This is a genomic window from Silvania hatchlandensis (assembly GCF_025564065.1).
GTDB classification, from domain to species: Bacteria; Pseudomonadota; Gammaproteobacteria; order Enterobacterales; family Enterobacteriaceae; genus Enterobacter; species Enterobacter hatchlandensis.
Genome location: NZ_JAMGZK010000055.1, coordinates 1 through 14,914, shown reverse-complemented (window position 1 = coordinate 14,914; position 14,914 = coordinate 1). Strand labels below are relative to the sequence as shown.

Sequence of the window (14,914 nt, the reverse complement as noted above, 5' to 3'; positions counted from 1 at the left end):
AATGATTTATATCATTAATATTTTTAAGGGCAGGCCTTTACCGGCGATTCCTTGATCTACAACAGAGGATTGTTCAAAGTTTGGCCTTTCATCTCGTGCGAAAAATGCGTAAGATACGCCGCCTTGCAGTCACAGTATGGTCATTTCTTAACTCATGCGCATCGGACACCACCAGCTCAGAAATCGCCTGATCGCAGCACCTATGGCAGGTATTACCGATCGGCCATTCAGGACGCTGTGCTACGAGATGGGAGCAGGTTTAACCGTTTCCGAGATGATGTCGTCTAACCCGCAGGTTTGGGAAAGCGATAAGTCCCGTCTACGGATGGTGCACATTGATGAACCAGGTATTCGCACCGTGCAAATTGCCGGAAGCGTGCCTGAAGAGATGGCAGATGCCGCGCGTATTAACGTGGAAAGTGGCGCCCAGATTATTGATATCAATATGGGTTGCCCGGCCAAAAAAGTGAATCGCAAGCTTGCAGGTTCAGCCCTTCTGCAATACCCCGACCAGGTGAAGTCTATCCTGACGGCGGTTGTCAGCGCAGTGGACGTCCCTGTTACGTTAAAGATTCGCACGGGTTGGTCGCCGGAACACCGTAACTGTGTAGAAATTGCCCAACTGGCTGAAGACTGTGGTATCCAGGCCCTGACCATTCATGGACGCACTCGCGCCTGTTTGTTCAATGGTGAAGCTGAATACGACAGCATTCGGGCAGTTAAGCAGAAAGTTTCCATTCCGATTATCGCGAATGGTGACATTACTGACCCGCTTAAAGCCAGAGCTGTACTCGACTATACGGGAGCTGATGCTCTGATGATAGGACGTGCAGCTCAGGGAAGACCCTGGATCTTTCGGGAAATCCAGCATTATCTGGACACTGGGGAGTTGCTGCTCCCACTGCCACTGGCAGAGGTAAAGCGCTTGCTATGCGCACATATTCGGGAACTGCATGACTTTTACGGTCAGGCAAAGGGGTACCGAATCGCGCGTAAACACGTATCCTGGTATCTCCAGGAACATGCTCCAGATGACCAGTTTCGGCGCACATTCAACGCCATAGAGGAAGCCAGCGAACAGCTGGAGGCGTTGGAGGCATACTTCGAAAATCTTGCGTAATGAAATAAAGAGCTGACAGAACTATGTTCGAACAACGCGTAAATTCTGACGTACTGACCGTTTCTACCGTTAACTCCCAGGACCAGGTGACCCAAAAGCCCCTGCGTGACTCGGTTAAACAGGCACTGAAGAACTATTTTGCTCAACTGAATGGTCAGGATGTGAATGATCTGTATGAGCTGGTACTGGCTGAAGTTGAACAGCCCCTGTTGGACATGGTGATGCAATACACCCGCGGTAACCAGACCCGTGCTGCTCTGATGATGGGCATCAACCGTGGTACGCTGCGTAAGAAATTGAAAAAATACGGCATGAACTGATTTCGATCAGCTAAGTGTTTGTTTAAAAAGGCGCTACTCGGCATGGGGACGCGCCTTTTTTATGCCTGCTCACCCGCCCCTTCTGTCCCCCGCACACCTGCTGTTAACCCCGAACGTAAACATGGGTAACCCCACTTCTCAGCCGTCATTTTTCGTGTATATTTCTCGCACTCTTGTCAACCCTTGCTGGAAACCCAGAATGATCCGTAAGTATTGGTGGTTAGTCGTCTTTGCGATTACCGTTTTCCTGTTCGATGCACTGTTAATGCAGTGGATCGAGCTGATCTCTACGGAAACAGACAAGTGCCGCAACATGAATTCAGTCAATCCTTTAAAGCTGATTAACTGCGAAGATTTAGATTAAGTCACTGCTTTCCCTCGACAAGTGTACGGGCTTAAATCCCTTTGAGGCATTTCTATAGAATGATAATGTCTCAGCCCGTCTCACCCGGTATCACGTAATACCTCACTGCGTATGAGTTGATGAGAGCATGCTGGTTAGCCAATACGACCAAATCCTTGTGGTTATCTCTTTTGTTGTTGCCATTCTTGCCGCCTACACCGCGCTGAATATGGCTGGCCGGGTGGCGGATAGCGCCGGCTTCGCGGCGCGCGTCTGGCTGACGGGTGGCGGGACTGCCATGGGCATCGGTATCTGGGCAATGCACTTTATCGGCATGCTGGCGATGGACGTCTCCATGCGGCTCAATTATGACCTGCTGCTGACGGCGCTATCGATGCTGATTGCGATTGGTGCGTCTCTGTTCGCTCTGTGGCTGGTGAGCCGCGACCACCTGCGTCGGCGTCGGCTGCTGACAGGCGCATTGATTATGGGCTCGGGTATCGTCGCGATGCACTATACCGGGATGGCCGCCCTGCAGGTTGAACCCGCGATCGTCTGGGATATGCGCTGGATTTCGCTTTCCGTGGTCATCGCCCTGATGGCGTCACTGGCGGCGCTGTGGCTGACGTTTCGCCTACGCCGCGATGCCGCTCAGGTCACGCTGATGCGCGCGGGTGCAGCCATTCTGATGGGCGTGGCCATCGCCGGGATGCACTACACCGGGATGAAGGCCGCGCAGTTCCCGGTGCAGAGCCATATGCATCATCATGGGGTGAACGGCAGTTGGCTGGCTGTCCTGGTAAGCGTGCTCGCACTCTCGGTGCTGGGAATTACCCTGCTGGTTTCCATGTTTGATGCCCGCCTGCAGGCCCGCACATCACTGCTTGCCTCATCGCTGGCCAAAGCGAACCGCGAGCTGGCCCAGCTTGCCCTGCACGATACCCTGACGCGCCTGCCCAACCGCGTGCTGCTCGAAGACCGTCTTGACCAGGCGATCAACAAAGCCGATCGCGAAGGGGCGATCTTTGCGCTGATGTTTATGGATCTGGACGGCTTCAAGGCGGTAAACGACGCCTACGGGCATGACACCGGGGATAAGCTGCTGGTCGCTGTCACCGAACGGCTGGAACAGCCCCTTAAGGGCCAGTACACCCTGGCGCGTATTGGCGGGGATGAATTTGTGCTGCTGGCGGAGATCGATACCCCCAACGATGCCGCGTCGCTGGCCAGTGCACTGGTGCACGTCATCGATAAACCCTTCAGCCTTGAGCTGTATGAACTGGTCGTTACCCTTAGCGTGGGAATTGCTATCTACCCCCATGACGGCAAGACCCAGCGTGAACTGATGTTCAACGCTGATGCCGCGATGTACCACACCAAACACATGGGGCGTAACAACTATCACTTCTTCCAGCCATCGATGAATACGCTGGCGCAGCAACAGCTGCAGCTGATGAATGACCTGTGGCTGGCGCTGGATCGCCACGAACTCCATCTGGTGTATCAGCCAAAATTTCAGGCCCCCGTCGGGCCAATCGTCGGCTTCGAAGCGCTGCTGCGCTGGCAGCACCCGGTTCAGGGGTTACTCGCACCCGACCAGTTTCTGCCGCTGGCAGAGAAAAGCGGGCTGATTGTGCCTATTGGTAACTGGGTGATTGATGAAGCCTGCCGCCAGCTGCGTGAGTGGCATCTGGAAGGTCACACGGAATGGTCCGTTGCGGTGAACCTCTCTACGCTCCAGTTTGAACAACCCCAATTGGTTGATACCGTTATGCGCAGCCTGGCGCGTCACCATATTCCGCCTCATACCCTGATTCTGGAAGTGACCGAAACGACGGCAATGAACAACCCGAATGAGAGCGTGCGGGTGCTGACCGAGCTGACGCAGGCGGGCGTAAAAGCCTCTATCGATGACTTTGGCACCGGGTACTCCAGCCTGCTGTATCTGAAACGCCTCCCGGCCTGCGAGCTGAAAATTGATCGGGCTTTTGTGAAAGATCTCGGCGGCGAAGGTGACGATGCCACGATTGTTTCCGCTATTGTGGCGCTGGCAAAAACGCTCAATCTGAAGGTGGTGGCAGAAGGGGTAGAAACGCCGGAACAGCAGGAATTTTTAACGCAACTCGGCTGCAACACGCTGCAGGGTTACCTGCTGGGCAAACCCGTTTCGCCGCAAACCATCCACGCCCTGAGCCACAATCCGCAAGCGATGCTGACAGAGCAATACTAACCGGGCCGACGCCGCTATGAAGCGGCGTGATATGCACGGTGTGACAGCCGTGCTGCCGGTAGCGTCGCCAGGATATTATCGACCAGCGCCGGAGCCTGCTGATACAGATCCAGCCGCTCCGGGCTCATTAACCAGTTTTTTACCAGCCCACAGAAAAAGCCATGAAAAACAATTAACGTGGTATCAATATTGACCCGGGAAGAGACGCGACCCAGCGCGATACATTTTTGCAGCATCCCGCGAACATTTTCATAGTTGAATCCAATCCCTTCACGAATTTCATTTTCCGAGATCATGCCCTTTTCAAATTCACATTTGTGATAAAGGATTTGCAATAACGTACGCTGACGGGGATCACGGGCAATATATTGTAGAGCAGTAACAAACTGCTCACGCAATATCAATAACGGATCGTCCTCTTCCGCCAGTACGAGTCGATCGCGAATAATTTCCCGTAGCGGGCGTTGTTCTTGCCAGATAGCATTGAATATTTCCGTTTTACTGGTGAAATGCCAGTAAATAGCACCCCGGGTCAGGCGGGCCGCGTCGGCGATATCCGACAGCGTAGTGTTTGCGACACCGCGTGCTGCAAACTGCTCTATCGCCGCCTCAATCAACGACTGGCGTGTCTTCAGAGCTTCAGCCTTCGTTTTACGCGCCATTGAGATTCACTCGTTTAACGTATTAAATACTTTTAAATAACATCGACGATGGTCGTCAGAGGGTGAATTATCGATCAGCCTAAAAAATAATTCTGAACAAAAAACGCCAATGTGCGTAATTTATAATTCACACTGATAATTCGAGAGTATTTAATTCATAAAACATATGAATGCCGCTAAAGGAAAATGTATCCATTCATTATGTTGAATGCGCTATCCTGTTGTTTGTTCTTGTTCTGCGCCTTTTCCTTGCCCCACATCCCTTTCGCCGCACTTATAAATCATAAACCTATCCGCTCATTCTTTATTATGACGCCCGCCGTTTTCTGTTTACCTCTCCTCAACGCTTAACCCTGTGCGGTTAATGCGGGTTAAGGATTTTGAAGGAATAGTCATGACGCTTCATTTCAGATTTTTACCCTTATCCGGTTTTATCATCGGTGCCGCATTGCTCGTGGGTTGTGATAATAACGGCGGACAGGTACAGCAACCACCGTCACCGCAGGTTACCGTGCATGTAGTGAAAAGTGCACCACTGACGGTGACCACCGAACTGCCGGGCAGGACAGATGCCTTTCGCGTCGCCGAGGTTCGCCCGCAGGTGAACGGTATTGTGCTTAAGCGCAATTTTCAGGAAGGCAGCGATATAAAAGCAGGCGATTCGCTGTACCAGATCGATCCGGCCACCTATCAGGCCGCATTTGACAGTGCGTCAGGCGAGTTAGCCAAAGCGCAGGCAGCAGCGAATATTGCCCATCTGACCGTCAAGCGCTATCTGCCGCTGGTCGGCACCCAGTACGTCAGCAAACAGGAATACGATCAGTCGGTAGCCGACGCCCGACAGGCAGATGCCAGCGTAATGGCCGCCAAAGCGAGCGTAGAGAGCGCACGCATTAATCTTGCGTACACCAAAGTCACCTCGCCTATCAGCGGACGTATCGGTAAATCCAGCATCACAGAAGGCGCGCTGGTCGCCAACGGTCAGGCCTCCGCGCTGGCCACGGTGCAGCAGCTGGATCCGATGTATGTCGATGTCACGCAATCCAGCAATGATTTTATGCGCCTCAAGCAGTCCAGCCTGCAAACGGGTGAAGATGCCCGCTCCGTGCAGCTGCTGATGGAAAATGGTCAGCCCTACCCGCTCAAAGGCTCACTGCAATTCTCCGATGTGACGGTCGATGAAAGTACCGGTTCGATTACCCTACGGGCAATCTTCCCTAACCCCCGGCATATCCTGCTGCCCGGCATGTTTGTGCGGGCGCGCATTGATGAAGGTATCCAGCCTAAAGCGATCCTGGTGCCCCAGCAGGGCGTCACGCGAACGCCGCGTGGCGAAGCCAGCGTAATGGTGGTGAATGCGCAAAATCAGGTCGAAGCGCGAAGCGTAGTGGCAACACAGGCCGTCGGCGATCAATGGCTGATCGATGACGGACTGCAGGATGGTGACCGGGTCATCATCAGCGGGCTACAAAAAATCCATCCTGGCGTGACGGTCGTGGCCACACCCGACACCACTGCACAGAAAGCCGGATAAGGAACAGAGTATGGCTAACTTCTTTATCCAGCGCCCAGTCTTTGCCTGGGTGCTCGCCATCATTCTGATGATTGCGGGTGGGCTGGCGATCCTGAAACTCCCGGTTGCCCAGTACCCCACCATTGCACCGCCGGCGGTTGCTATCTCCGCCACCTACCCCGGGGCAGATGCGCAAACCGTGCAAGATACGGTGACGCAGGTGATCGAGCAGAACATGAACGGTATCGATAACCTGATGTACATGTCGTCCACCAGCGATTCGGCGGGCAGCGTGACCATTACCCTGACCTTCGAGTCGGGCACTGACCCGGATATTGCCCAGGTACAGGTGCAGAATAAACTGCAGCTGGCAATGCCGCTGCTGCCGCAGGAAGTGCAGCAGCAAGGGATTGGCGTAGAGAAGTCGAGCAGCAGCTTCCTGCTGGTGGCGGGCTTTGTTTCAGATAACAAAGACCTGACCCAGGATGATATCTCTGACTATGTCGCCTCTAACGTCAAAGATTCGATCAGCCGCACCTCTGGGGTGGGCGATGTGCAGTTGTTTGGTGCCCAGTATGCGATGCGCATCTGGCTGGATGCGAATGCGCTCAATGCCTATCAGCTGACCCCGCTGGACGTGATTAATCAGCTCAAAGCCCAGAACAACCAAATCGCCGCAGGCCAGCTCGGCGGTACGCCGTCCGTACCGGGCCAGCAGCTTAACGCCTCAATCATCGCCCAGACGCGACTGAAAACGGCTGAAGAGTTTGGCAACATCACCCTGAAGGTGAATCAGGACGGGTCGATGGTGCATCTGAAAGATGTGGCCCGGATTGCGCCCGGCGGCGAGAACTACAATATGGTCACCAAAATCAATGGTCAGGCGGCGACCGGGCTGGGGATCAAGCTGGCAACCGGTGCCAATGCGCTGGATACCGCGGCGGCGATCAAAACCAAGCTGGCACAGCTGCAGGCGTTTTTCCCGCAGGGGCTGAAGGTAGTCTATCCGTATGACACCACGCCGTTTGTGAAGATCTCCATCCATGAAGTGGTGAAGACGCTGTTTGAAGCCATCATCCTGGTCTTCCTCGTCATGTACCTGTTCCTGCAGAACCTGCGCGCCACGCTGATCCCGACCATTGCCGTGCCGGTGGTGTTGCTGGGGACATTTGCGGTGCTGGCGGCCTTTGGCTTCTCCATTAACACGCTCACCATGTTTGGGATGGTACTGGCGATAGGCCTGCTGGTGGATGACGCCATCGTGGTGGTGGAGAACGTCGAGCGAGTGATGGTCGAGGACAAGCTGCCGCCAAAAGAGGCGACGCAGAAATCGATGGAGCAGATTCAGGGGGCGCTGGTCGGTATCGCCATGGTGCTGTCGGCGGTGTTTATCCCGATGGCCTTCTTCGGTGGCTCCACCGGGGCGATTTATCGTCAGTTCTCCTTGACTATCGTCTCAGCGATGGCGCTTTCTGTACTGGTGGCGCTGATCCTGACTCCGGCGCTGTGCGCCACCCTGCTCAAGGCCCCCAGCGAGCATCATGAGAAAAAAGGTGGATTCTTCGGCTGGTTCAATACCCTGTTCGACAAAAGCGTGGCGCACTACAGCAACAGCGTCAGCCATATTTTGCGTAAAACGGGACGCTATCTGGTGGTGTACATCGTCATTGTCGGCGGCATGACGGTGCTCTTTATGCGCCTGCCGACCTCGTTCCTGCCGGAAGAGGACCAGGGCGTGTTTATGACGATGGTGCAACTCCCGGCTGGTGCGACACAGACCCGCACACAGCAGGTGTTGGATCAGGTTGAGCACTACTATCTGAACAACGAGAAGGCTAACGTGGCGTCGGTCTTTACCGTTAACGGCTTTAGCTTTAGCGGCCAGGGGCAGAATTCAGGGATAGCCTTTATCAGCCTTAAGCCCTGGGAGGCGCGTTCCGGTGAGGTCAACAGCGTCGGTGCGATTGTCAGCCGGGCAACGCGGGCCTTTAGCCAGATCAAGGACGGACTGGTGTTCCCGTTTAACCTGCCGGCCATTATTGAGCTTGGCACCGCAACAGGTTTCGATTTTGAATTGATTGATCAGGCTAATCTGGGACATTCCTCGCTGACGCAGGCCCGAAACCAGCTGCTGGGCATGATCAAACAGCACCCGGACCTGCTGGTGCGCGTGCGGCCAAACGGGCTGGAAGATACGCCTCAGTTCAAGCTGGATGTCGATCAGGAGAAAGCGCAGGCGCTGGGCGTCAGCGTGTCGGACATTAACCAGACCATCTCCACCGCCCTCGGTGGCACCTACGTGAACGACTACATCGATCGCGGTCGGGTGAAGAAAGTGTATGTCCAGGCTGACGCGCCTTTCCGCATGTTGCCGGAAGATATTAATCGCCTGTTTGTGCGCAGCGCCAACGGCTCGATGGTGCCTCTCTCCGCGTTTAGCCAGTCGCACTGGATCTATGGTTCACCGCGACTCGAACGCTACAACGGCAGCCCGTCGATGGAGATTCTGGGCGAAGCGGCACCGGGTAAAAGTACCGGTGAAGCGATGGTCTTAATGGAACAGCTGGCGGCTAAACTGCCTAACGGTATCGGTTACGACTGGACGGGAATGTCCTATCAGGAGCGTTTGTCAGGCAACCAGGCACCTGCCCTGTACGCCATCTCACTGGTGGTGGTGTTCCTGTGCCTGGCGGCACTGTATGAGAGCTGGTCGATACCGTTCTCGGTGATGCTGGTGGTGCCGCTCGGGGTCATTGGTGCCCTGCTCGCGGCCTCCTTGCGTGGCTTAAACAACGATGTCTATTTCCAGGTTGGCCTGCTCACCACCATCGGCCTGTCGGCAAAGAACGCCATTCTGATCGTCGAATTTGCCAAGGATCTGATGGATAAGGAGGGCAAAGGGATTATTGAAGCCACGCTGGAAGCCTCCCGCATGCGACTTCGTCCCATCCTGATGACCTCGCTGGCGTTTATACTGGGGGTGATGCCGCTGGTCATTAGCCATGGTGCAGGCAGCGGCGCGCAAAACGCCGTGGGCACCGGGGTGATGGGCGGTATGCTTTCGGCAACCCTGCTGGCAATATTCTTTGTGCCGGTCTTCTTTGTGGTGGTGCGAAGACGCTTTACGCGTCATAGCGAACAGTAATAGTTAAAGGCGCCACCCGGCGCCTTTTCTTTAGTGAATAAACAGGCGAAGAGCACCAACCATTTATTTTACTTATTAATTAGCACAACAATTAATTGTTTATGTATCGGTATAAGAATGAGATTTTTGCCCGCCTCTCTCCCCACTTTCTCCATTATTTAATCCAGTCGATATCGTTTTCTCCATGATTTTTACAATCAAAATAATTTGAGATTATTCACTCTTCATCGCCTTTTTGAACAGGTGGTAAAATAGCCACCTGCTTTGCGTAAGACCTTGCTGGCGATATCGCGAAGTAAGATTTCATTTTGAGGTAACACCATGAAAAGATTAATTTCAGTTGCTCTGCTTGCCGCACTCCTTGCGGGTTGCGCGCATGATTCTCCGTGTGTCCCGGTTTACGACGATCAGGGTCGCCTGGTTCACACCAATACCTGTATGAAAGGGACCACTCAGGATAACTGGGAAACAGCCGGCGCGATAGCAGGCGGTGCAGCGGCCATTGCAGGCCTGACGCTGGGTATCATCGCCGTGTCTAAGTAATCCAGAAAGCGCGGATCGTTCCGCGCTTTTGCTTTCTCTTCAGACCTTATTCCCGCAAGATAAAATAAACATCCCGCCAAAAATTTAGGTTAATAAATAAATCTGCGCTGGCTCACAGCATAGATGCAATGCCCTCCTTCCTGTTATTAATGCCAGAAACACGCTCTTTCATTTCACGTTCACTGCACCAGACTTTCGCTCTGATTTGTGGCACAGGTTGTAATTTCGCACCATTTCAGGGCGCTCGATTTAATTATCCCTGTCTACACTCTGCTTTACGCGTTGCGTAATCGCTTATTACGTTTAATGCAAAAGCTGGCATCACGTTTGCTTTATTAACGTCGGCCACAGCCACAGACAGGTTAAAGCGTTTATAAGACGCTTCACTATAACGATAATTTTCGCCACACAGGATGCATTATGAAAAAGATGATGATGGCCAGCCTGGCCGCTGCAAGTGTGCTGCTTGCGATTGCCAGTCAGGCTCAGGCGGGTGCAACGCTGGATGCCGTAAAGAAGAAGGGCTTTGTGCAGTGTGGGATCAGTGATGGGTTGCCGGGTTTCTCTTACGCTGATGCCAGCGGTAAATTCTCGGGTATTGATGTGGATATCTGTCGTGGCGTGGCCGCAGCCGTATTAGGCGATGACACCAAAGTTAAATATACACCGCTGACCGCAAAAGAGCGCTTCACCGCATTGCAATCCGGCGAAGTAGATCTGCTTTCACGTAATACTACCTGGACCTCCTCACGCGATACCGGAATGGGCATGTCCTTTACCGGGGTGACCTATTACGACGGCATCGGCTTCCTGACGCACAATAAAGCCGGCCTGAAGAGCGCGAAAGAGCTGGATGGCGCGACCGTCTGTATCCAGGCAGGGACCGACACTGAACTGAACGTGGCGGATTACTTCAAAGCCAACAATATGAAATACACGCCGGTCACCTTCGACCGCTCCGATGAATCCGCCAAAGCCCTGGAGTCTGGCCGCTGCGATACGCTGGCGTCGGATCAGTCTCAGCTGTATGCCCTGCGCATCAAGCTGAGTAATCCTGCGGAATGGCTGGTACTACCTGAAGTGATCTCCAAAGAGCCTTTAGGCCCGGTAGTGCGTCGCGGGGATGACGAATGGAACTCCGTAGTTCGCTGGACTCTGTTCGCCATGCTCAACGCCGAAGAGATGGGCATTAACTCGAAAAACGTAGATGAGAAAGCCGCTAACCCATCAACGCCAGACATGGCGCATCTGCTGGGTAAAGAGGGTGATTACGGCAAAGATCTGAAGCTTGATAACAAATGGGCGTACAACATCATTAAAAAAGTGGGTAATTACGCTGAAATCTTCGAGCGCAACGTGGGTTCCGAGAGCGCGTTGAAGATTAAACGTGGCCAGAACAACCTCTGGAACAACGGCGGCATTCAGTACGCACCGCCAGTGCGATAAGTATTTTGCTGTAACGGGCACTGCCAGTGCAGTGCCCCATCAGAGTCATGGTTACCCGAGGTTTTTATGTCCCATCGCCGCTTAGCACTAAAAGGAGCCTTCTCCTTTTCTAACCCTGCGGTTCGCGCCTGGCTGTTTCAGATCCTCGCTATTCTCGCCGTGCTGGCCGTCGCGATCTATTTATTCCATAACACTGTTACCAACCTGAGCACGCGGGGCATTACTTCGGGCTTTGCTTTTCTTGACCGCAGCGCGGGCTTTGGCATTGTTCAACATTTAATTGATTACAGCGAAGGTGACACCTACGGCCGCGTATTCCTGGTCGGCCTGATGAATACCCTACTGGTGTCAGCGCTGTGTATCGTTTTTGCTTCCCTGTTAGGTTTTTTTCTCGGGCTCGCGAGGCTGTCTGATAACTGGCTGCTGCGCAAACTGTCCACCGTTTATATTGAGACCTTTCGTAATATCCCCCCGCTGCTGCAGATCTTTTTCTGGTATTTCGCCGTGCTGCGTAACCTGCCAGGTCCACGCCAGGCGGTTGATGCCTTCGATCTGGCTTTTTTAAGCAATCGTGGTTTGTATATCCCGGCCCCGCAGTTCGCAGAAGGAATGCTGGCGCTGCTCGTGGCGCTGGTGTGTGTGGCGGGAATATCAGTCGCGCTGTTCCGTTTTAACCGTAACCTGCAGATGAAAACCGGGCAATTGCGACGCACATGGCCTGTCACTCTCATTCTGCTGGCGATCCTGCCGTGGCTGGCGCATGTCATTTTTGGTCCAGCGCTGCACTGGGATGTTCCTCAGCTGCAGGGGTTTAACTTCCGCGGCGGCATGGTCCTGATCCCGGAGCTTGCCGCGCTGACCCTGGCGCTCTCGATCTACACCTCTGCCTTTATCGCAGAAATTATCCGCTCCGGTATTCAGGCGGTTCCCTATGGTCAGCATGAAGCCGCTCGTTCACTCGGACTGCCAAACCCGGTCACCCTGCGCCAGGTGATCCTGCCTCAGGCACTGCGGGTCATCATCCCCCCGCTGACCAGTCAGTATCTAAATATCGTGAAAAACTCGTCTTTGGCAGCGGCCATTGGCTATCCCGATATGGTTTCGCTCTTTGCCGGGACCGTACTCAACCAAACCGGACAGGCCATCGAAACCATTGCCATCACCATGTCGGTTTATCTGATCATCAGTCTGACCATTTCTCTGCTGATGAATATCTATAACCGCCGCATCGCACTGGTTGAACGCTAAGGAGCCATGATGACAAAAGCTGTATTGTCTCACCCCGCGTCTCCGGGCAGGACCGGTAACGGACGCATCATCACATGGGCGCGTAAGAATCTGTTCTCCAGCTGGAGCAATACCCTGCTTACGTTGGTGTGCTTTTGGCTGATGTGGGAACTGATCCCACCGCTGCTGAACTGGGCCTTTTTGCAGGCTAACTGGGTCGGTACAACACGAGCCGACTGCACTAAAGAGGGCGCCTGCTGGGTCTTTATCCACCAACGTTTTGGCCAGTTTATGTATGGGCTCTATCCTCACGATCAGCGCTGGCGCATCAATGTTGCGCTGATCGTCGGAATGCTCTCCATCATCCCGATGTTCTGGAGCAAACTGCCGCGTCGCGGGCGATACATTGCCTGCTGGGCGGTGCTTTATCCTGTTATCGTCTGGTGGCTGCTGTATGGCGGATCGCTCGGGCTCACTCACGTCGAAACCCGCCAGTGGGGCGGTCTGACGCTGACACTGATTATTGCCTCTGTGGGAATTGCCGGTGCATTACCGCTGGGCATTTTGCTGGCATTGGGTCGCCGCTCCACGATGCCGGTCGTACGCGTCCTGTCCGTTATTTTCATTGAGTTCTGGCGTGGCGTACCGCTGATCACCGTGCTGTTTATGTCATCCGTGATGCTGCCGCTTTTTATGGCGGAAGGCACGACCATCGACAAACTGCTCCGCGCCCTGGTCGGCGTCATTCTGTTCCAGTCGGCCTATGTCGCGGAAGTGGTTCGGGGAGGATTGCAGGCGCTGCCAAAAGGTCAGTATGAAGCAGCGGAATCGCTGGCGTTGGGCTACTGGAAAACGCAGGGGTTAGTGATCCTGCCGCAGGCGCTGAAGCTGGTGATCCCCGGCCTGGTTAACACCATTATCGCGTTGTTCAAAGACACCAGTCTGGTCATTATCATTGGATTATTCGATCTCTTCAGTAGCGTGCAACAGGCTACCGTCGACCCAGCATGGCTGGGCATGTCGACAGAAGGCTATGTTTTTGCTGCACTTATCTACTGGATTTTCTGTTTTAGCATGTCGCGCTATAGCCAGCATCTGGAAAAGCGCTTTAACACCGGGCGTTCACCGCATTGAGGAATTTATGAGCCAGATAACTATGACACCCGCTGACGCGATGATTACACTGGATAACGTGAATAAGTGGTATGGACAATTTCACGTCCTGAAAGACATCAACCTGAAGGTGAAGCAAGGAGAACGCATTGTTCTGTGCGGGCCTTCAGGGTCGGGTAAATCCACGACCATTCGCTGTATTAACCACCTGGAAGAGCATCAGCAAGGCCGGATTGTGGTGGATGGCATCGAACTGAACGATGATATTCGTAACGTTGAGCGCGTCCGCCAGGAAGTGGGTATGGTCTTCCAGCATTTCAATTTGTTCCCCCATCTGACGGTGCTACAGAACTGTACGTTGGCCCCTGTCTGGGTGCGTAAAATGCCAAAAAAAGAAGCCGAGGCGCTGGCCATGCACTATCTGGAACGCGTGCGTATCGCGGAGCATGCGCACAAATTCCCGGGCCAAATCTCGGGTGGTCAGCAGCAGCGCGTAGCGATCGCACGTTCCCTGTGTATGAAACCGAAGATTATGCTGTTTGATGAACCCACCTCGGCACTCGATCCAGAGATGGTGAAAGAGGTACTTGATACGATGATTGGGCTGGCGCAGTCGGGTATGACCATGCTATGCGTAACGCATGAGATGGGCTTTGCCAGAACGGTAGCGGACCGTGTGATCTTTATGGATCGCGGAGAAATCGTCGAGCAGGCGCCGCCGGAGGAGTTTTTTGCCCACCCGAAATCAGAACGTACGCGCGCATTCTTGTCACAGGTCATTCACTGAGTTTGATCGGCCCGGTGGCGTCTCACGCCCCGGGCACGATGCTTTCGTAATGGATAAACGCAAAAAGGCCATCCTTTCGGATGGCCTTTTCACTTAATTGATGTCTGGCAGTTCCCTACTCTCGCATGGGGAGACCCCACACTACCATCGGCGCTACGGCGTTTCACTTCTGAGTTCGGCATGGGGTCAGGTGGGACCACCGCGCTACAGCCGCCAGACAAATTCTTTTCTATGTGCCGAACTTTAACCTAAAAACTGGTGCTGATACCCAGAGTCGAACTGGGGACCTCACCCTTACCAAGGGTGCGCTCTACCAACTGAGCCATATCAGCACACTAAATTTGATGCCTGGCAGTTCCCTACTCTCGCATGGGGAGACCCCACACTACCATCGGCGCTACGGCGTTTCACTTCTGAGTTCGGCATGGGGTCAGGTGGGACCACCGCGCTACAGCCGCCAGGCAA

12 protein-coding genes, 1 tRNA gene and 2 rRNA genes are annotated in these 14,914 nt (G+C 54.0%); 11 read left to right on the top strand and 4 right to left on the bottom strand.

The genetic code is table 11. From position 1 onward, the window contains the following. The first annotated feature begins 154 nt into the window (after window positions 1-154). The 4 genes from dusB (at window position 155) to M8014_RS20940 (ending at window position 4,013) form a co-directional block, all read left to right on the top strand. Window positions 155-1,120 (top strand): tRNA dihydrouridine synthase DusB, encoded by a 966-nt coding sequence (gene dusB, locus M8014_RS20955; protein ID WP_271284308.1) that lies wholly within the window; start codon window positions 155-157, stop codon window positions 1,118-1,120. A gap of 23 nt (window positions 1,121-1,143) precedes the next feature. Then, entirely contained in the window at window positions 1,144-1,440 is a 297-nt protein-coding gene (gene fis / locus M8014_RS20950) for a DNA-binding transcriptional regulator Fis (protein WP_000462905.1), read from the top strand. Between the two features lie 199 nt (window positions 1,441-1,639). Beyond that, the gene (locus tag M8014_RS20945; RefSeq protein WP_271284307.1) at window positions 1,640-1,804 is read left to right on the top strand and encodes a DUF2556 family protein; all 165 of its coding nucleotides are present in this window, start codon (window positions 1,640-1,642) and stop codon (window positions 1,802-1,804) included. Between the two features lie 127 nt (window positions 1,805-1,931). Then, the gene (locus tag M8014_RS20940; protein ID WP_271284306.1) at window positions 1,932-4,013 is read left to right on the top strand and encodes a putative bifunctional diguanylate cyclase/phosphodiesterase; all 2,082 of its coding nucleotides are present in this window, start codon (window positions 1,932-1,934) and stop codon (window positions 4,011-4,013) included. A 14-nt stretch (window positions 4,014-4,027) separates the two neighbouring features. On the opposite strand, the gene envR is transcribed toward M8014_RS20940, so the two are convergent. Further along, on the bottom strand, window positions 4,028-4,675 hold the full coding sequence (gene envR, locus M8014_RS20935) for an acrEF/envCD operon transcriptional regulator (protein WP_271284305.1): 648 nt from the start codon (window positions 4,673-4,675) through the stop codon (window positions 4,028-4,030). Window positions 4,676-5,069: 394 nt separating this feature from the next. On the opposite strand from envR, the gene M8014_RS20930 reads away from it, so the two are divergent. From M8014_RS20930 to M8014_RS20900, 7 genes are all read left to right on the top strand, one after another. Further along, window positions 5,070-6,209: an efflux RND transporter periplasmic adaptor subunit gene (locus M8014_RS20930; protein WP_271284304.1), complete on the top strand. Its 1,140-nt coding sequence runs from the start codon at window positions 5,070-5,072 to the stop codon at window positions 6,207-6,209. Between the two features lie 10 nt (window positions 6,210-6,219). Then, on the top strand, window positions 6,220-9,333 hold the full coding sequence (locus M8014_RS20925; RefSeq protein WP_271284303.1) for an efflux RND transporter permease subunit: 3,114 nt from the start codon (window positions 6,220-6,222) through the stop codon (window positions 9,331-9,333). A 321-nt stretch (window positions 9,334-9,654) separates the two neighbouring features. Then, window positions 9,655-9,876, top strand: a complete 222-nt coding sequence (locus M8014_RS20920; RefSeq protein ID WP_271284302.1) for a lipoprotein — start codon at window positions 9,655-9,657, stop codon at window positions 9,874-9,876. A gap of 420 nt (window positions 9,877-10,296) precedes the next feature. Continuing rightward, on the top strand, window positions 10,297-11,322 hold the full coding sequence (locus M8014_RS20915) for an amino acid ABC transporter substrate-binding protein (protein WP_271284301.1): 1,026 nt from the start codon (window positions 10,297-10,299) through the stop codon (window positions 11,320-11,322). Between the two features lie 66 nt (window positions 11,323-11,388). Continuing rightward, entirely contained in the window at window positions 11,389-12,570 is a 1,182-nt protein-coding gene (locus tag M8014_RS20910; protein ID WP_271284300.1) for an amino acid ABC transporter permease, read from the top strand. 9 nt (window positions 12,571-12,579) lie between these two features. Then, entirely contained in the window at window positions 12,580-13,683 is a 1,104-nt protein-coding gene (locus M8014_RS20905) for an amino acid ABC transporter permease (protein WP_271284626.1), read from the top strand. Between the two features lie 7 nt (window positions 13,684-13,690). Beyond that, the gene (locus M8014_RS20900; RefSeq protein WP_271284299.1) at window positions 13,691-14,449 is read left to right on the top strand and encodes an amino acid ABC transporter ATP-binding protein; all 759 of its coding nucleotides are present in this window, start codon (window positions 13,691-13,693) and stop codon (window positions 14,447-14,449) included. A 102-nt stretch (window positions 14,450-14,551) separates the two neighbouring features. On the opposite strand, the gene rrf (M8014_RS20895) is transcribed toward M8014_RS20900, so the two are convergent. The 3 genes from rrf (M8014_RS20895) to rrf (M8014_RS20885) form a co-directional block, all read right to left on the bottom strand. Beyond that, window positions 14,552-14,667, bottom strand: a 5S ribosomal RNA gene (gene rrf, locus M8014_RS20895). 38 nt (window positions 14,668-14,705) lie between these two features. Further along, window positions 14,706-14,781, bottom strand: a tRNA-Thr gene (locus M8014_RS20890). Between the two features lie 14 nt (window positions 14,782-14,795). After that, window positions 14,796-14,911 (bottom strand): 5S ribosomal RNA (gene rrf, locus M8014_RS20885). Window positions 14,912-14,914 lie beyond the last annotated feature (3 nt).

Bases quoted from the DNA above. Each gene is read 5' to 3' on its own strand.
- dusB (WP_271284308.1), top strand. From the start codon at position 155: ATGCGCATCGGACACCACCAGCTCAGAAATCGCCTGATCGCAGCACCT.
- fis (WP_000462905.1), top strand. From the start codon at position 1,144: ATGTTCGAACAACGCGTAAATTCTGACGTACTGACCGTTTCTACCGTT.
- M8014_RS20945 (WP_271284307.1), top strand. From the start codon at position 1,640: ATGATCCGTAAGTATTGGTGGTTAGTCGTCTTTGCGATTACCGTTTTC.
- M8014_RS20940 (WP_271284306.1), top strand. From the start codon at position 1,932: ATGCTGGTTAGCCAATACGACCAAATCCTTGTGGTTATCTCTTTTGTT.
- envR (WP_271284305.1), bottom strand. From the start codon at position 4,675: ATGGCGCGTAAAACGAAGGCTGAAGCTCTGAAGACACGCCAGTCGTTG.
- M8014_RS20930 (WP_271284304.1), top strand. From the start codon at position 5,070: ATGACGCTTCATTTCAGATTTTTACCCTTATCCGGTTTTATCATCGGT.
- M8014_RS20925 (WP_271284303.1), top strand. From the start codon at position 6,220: ATGGCTAACTTCTTTATCCAGCGCCCAGTCTTTGCCTGGGTGCTCGCC.
- M8014_RS20920 (WP_271284302.1), top strand. From the start codon at position 9,655: ATGAAAAGATTAATTTCAGTTGCTCTGCTTGCCGCACTCCTTGCGGGT.
- M8014_RS20915 (WP_271284301.1), top strand. From the start codon at position 10,297: ATGAAAAAGATGATGATGGCCAGCCTGGCCGCTGCAAGTGTGCTGCTT.
- M8014_RS20910 (WP_271284300.1), top strand. From the start codon at position 11,389: ATGTCCCATCGCCGCTTAGCACTAAAAGGAGCCTTCTCCTTTTCTAAC.
- M8014_RS20905 (WP_271284626.1), top strand. From the start codon at position 12,580: ATGACAAAAGCTGTATTGTCTCACCCCGCGTCTCCGGGCAGGACCGGT.
- M8014_RS20900 (WP_271284299.1), top strand. From the start codon at position 13,691: ATGAGCCAGATAACTATGACACCCGCTGACGCGATGATTACACTGGAT.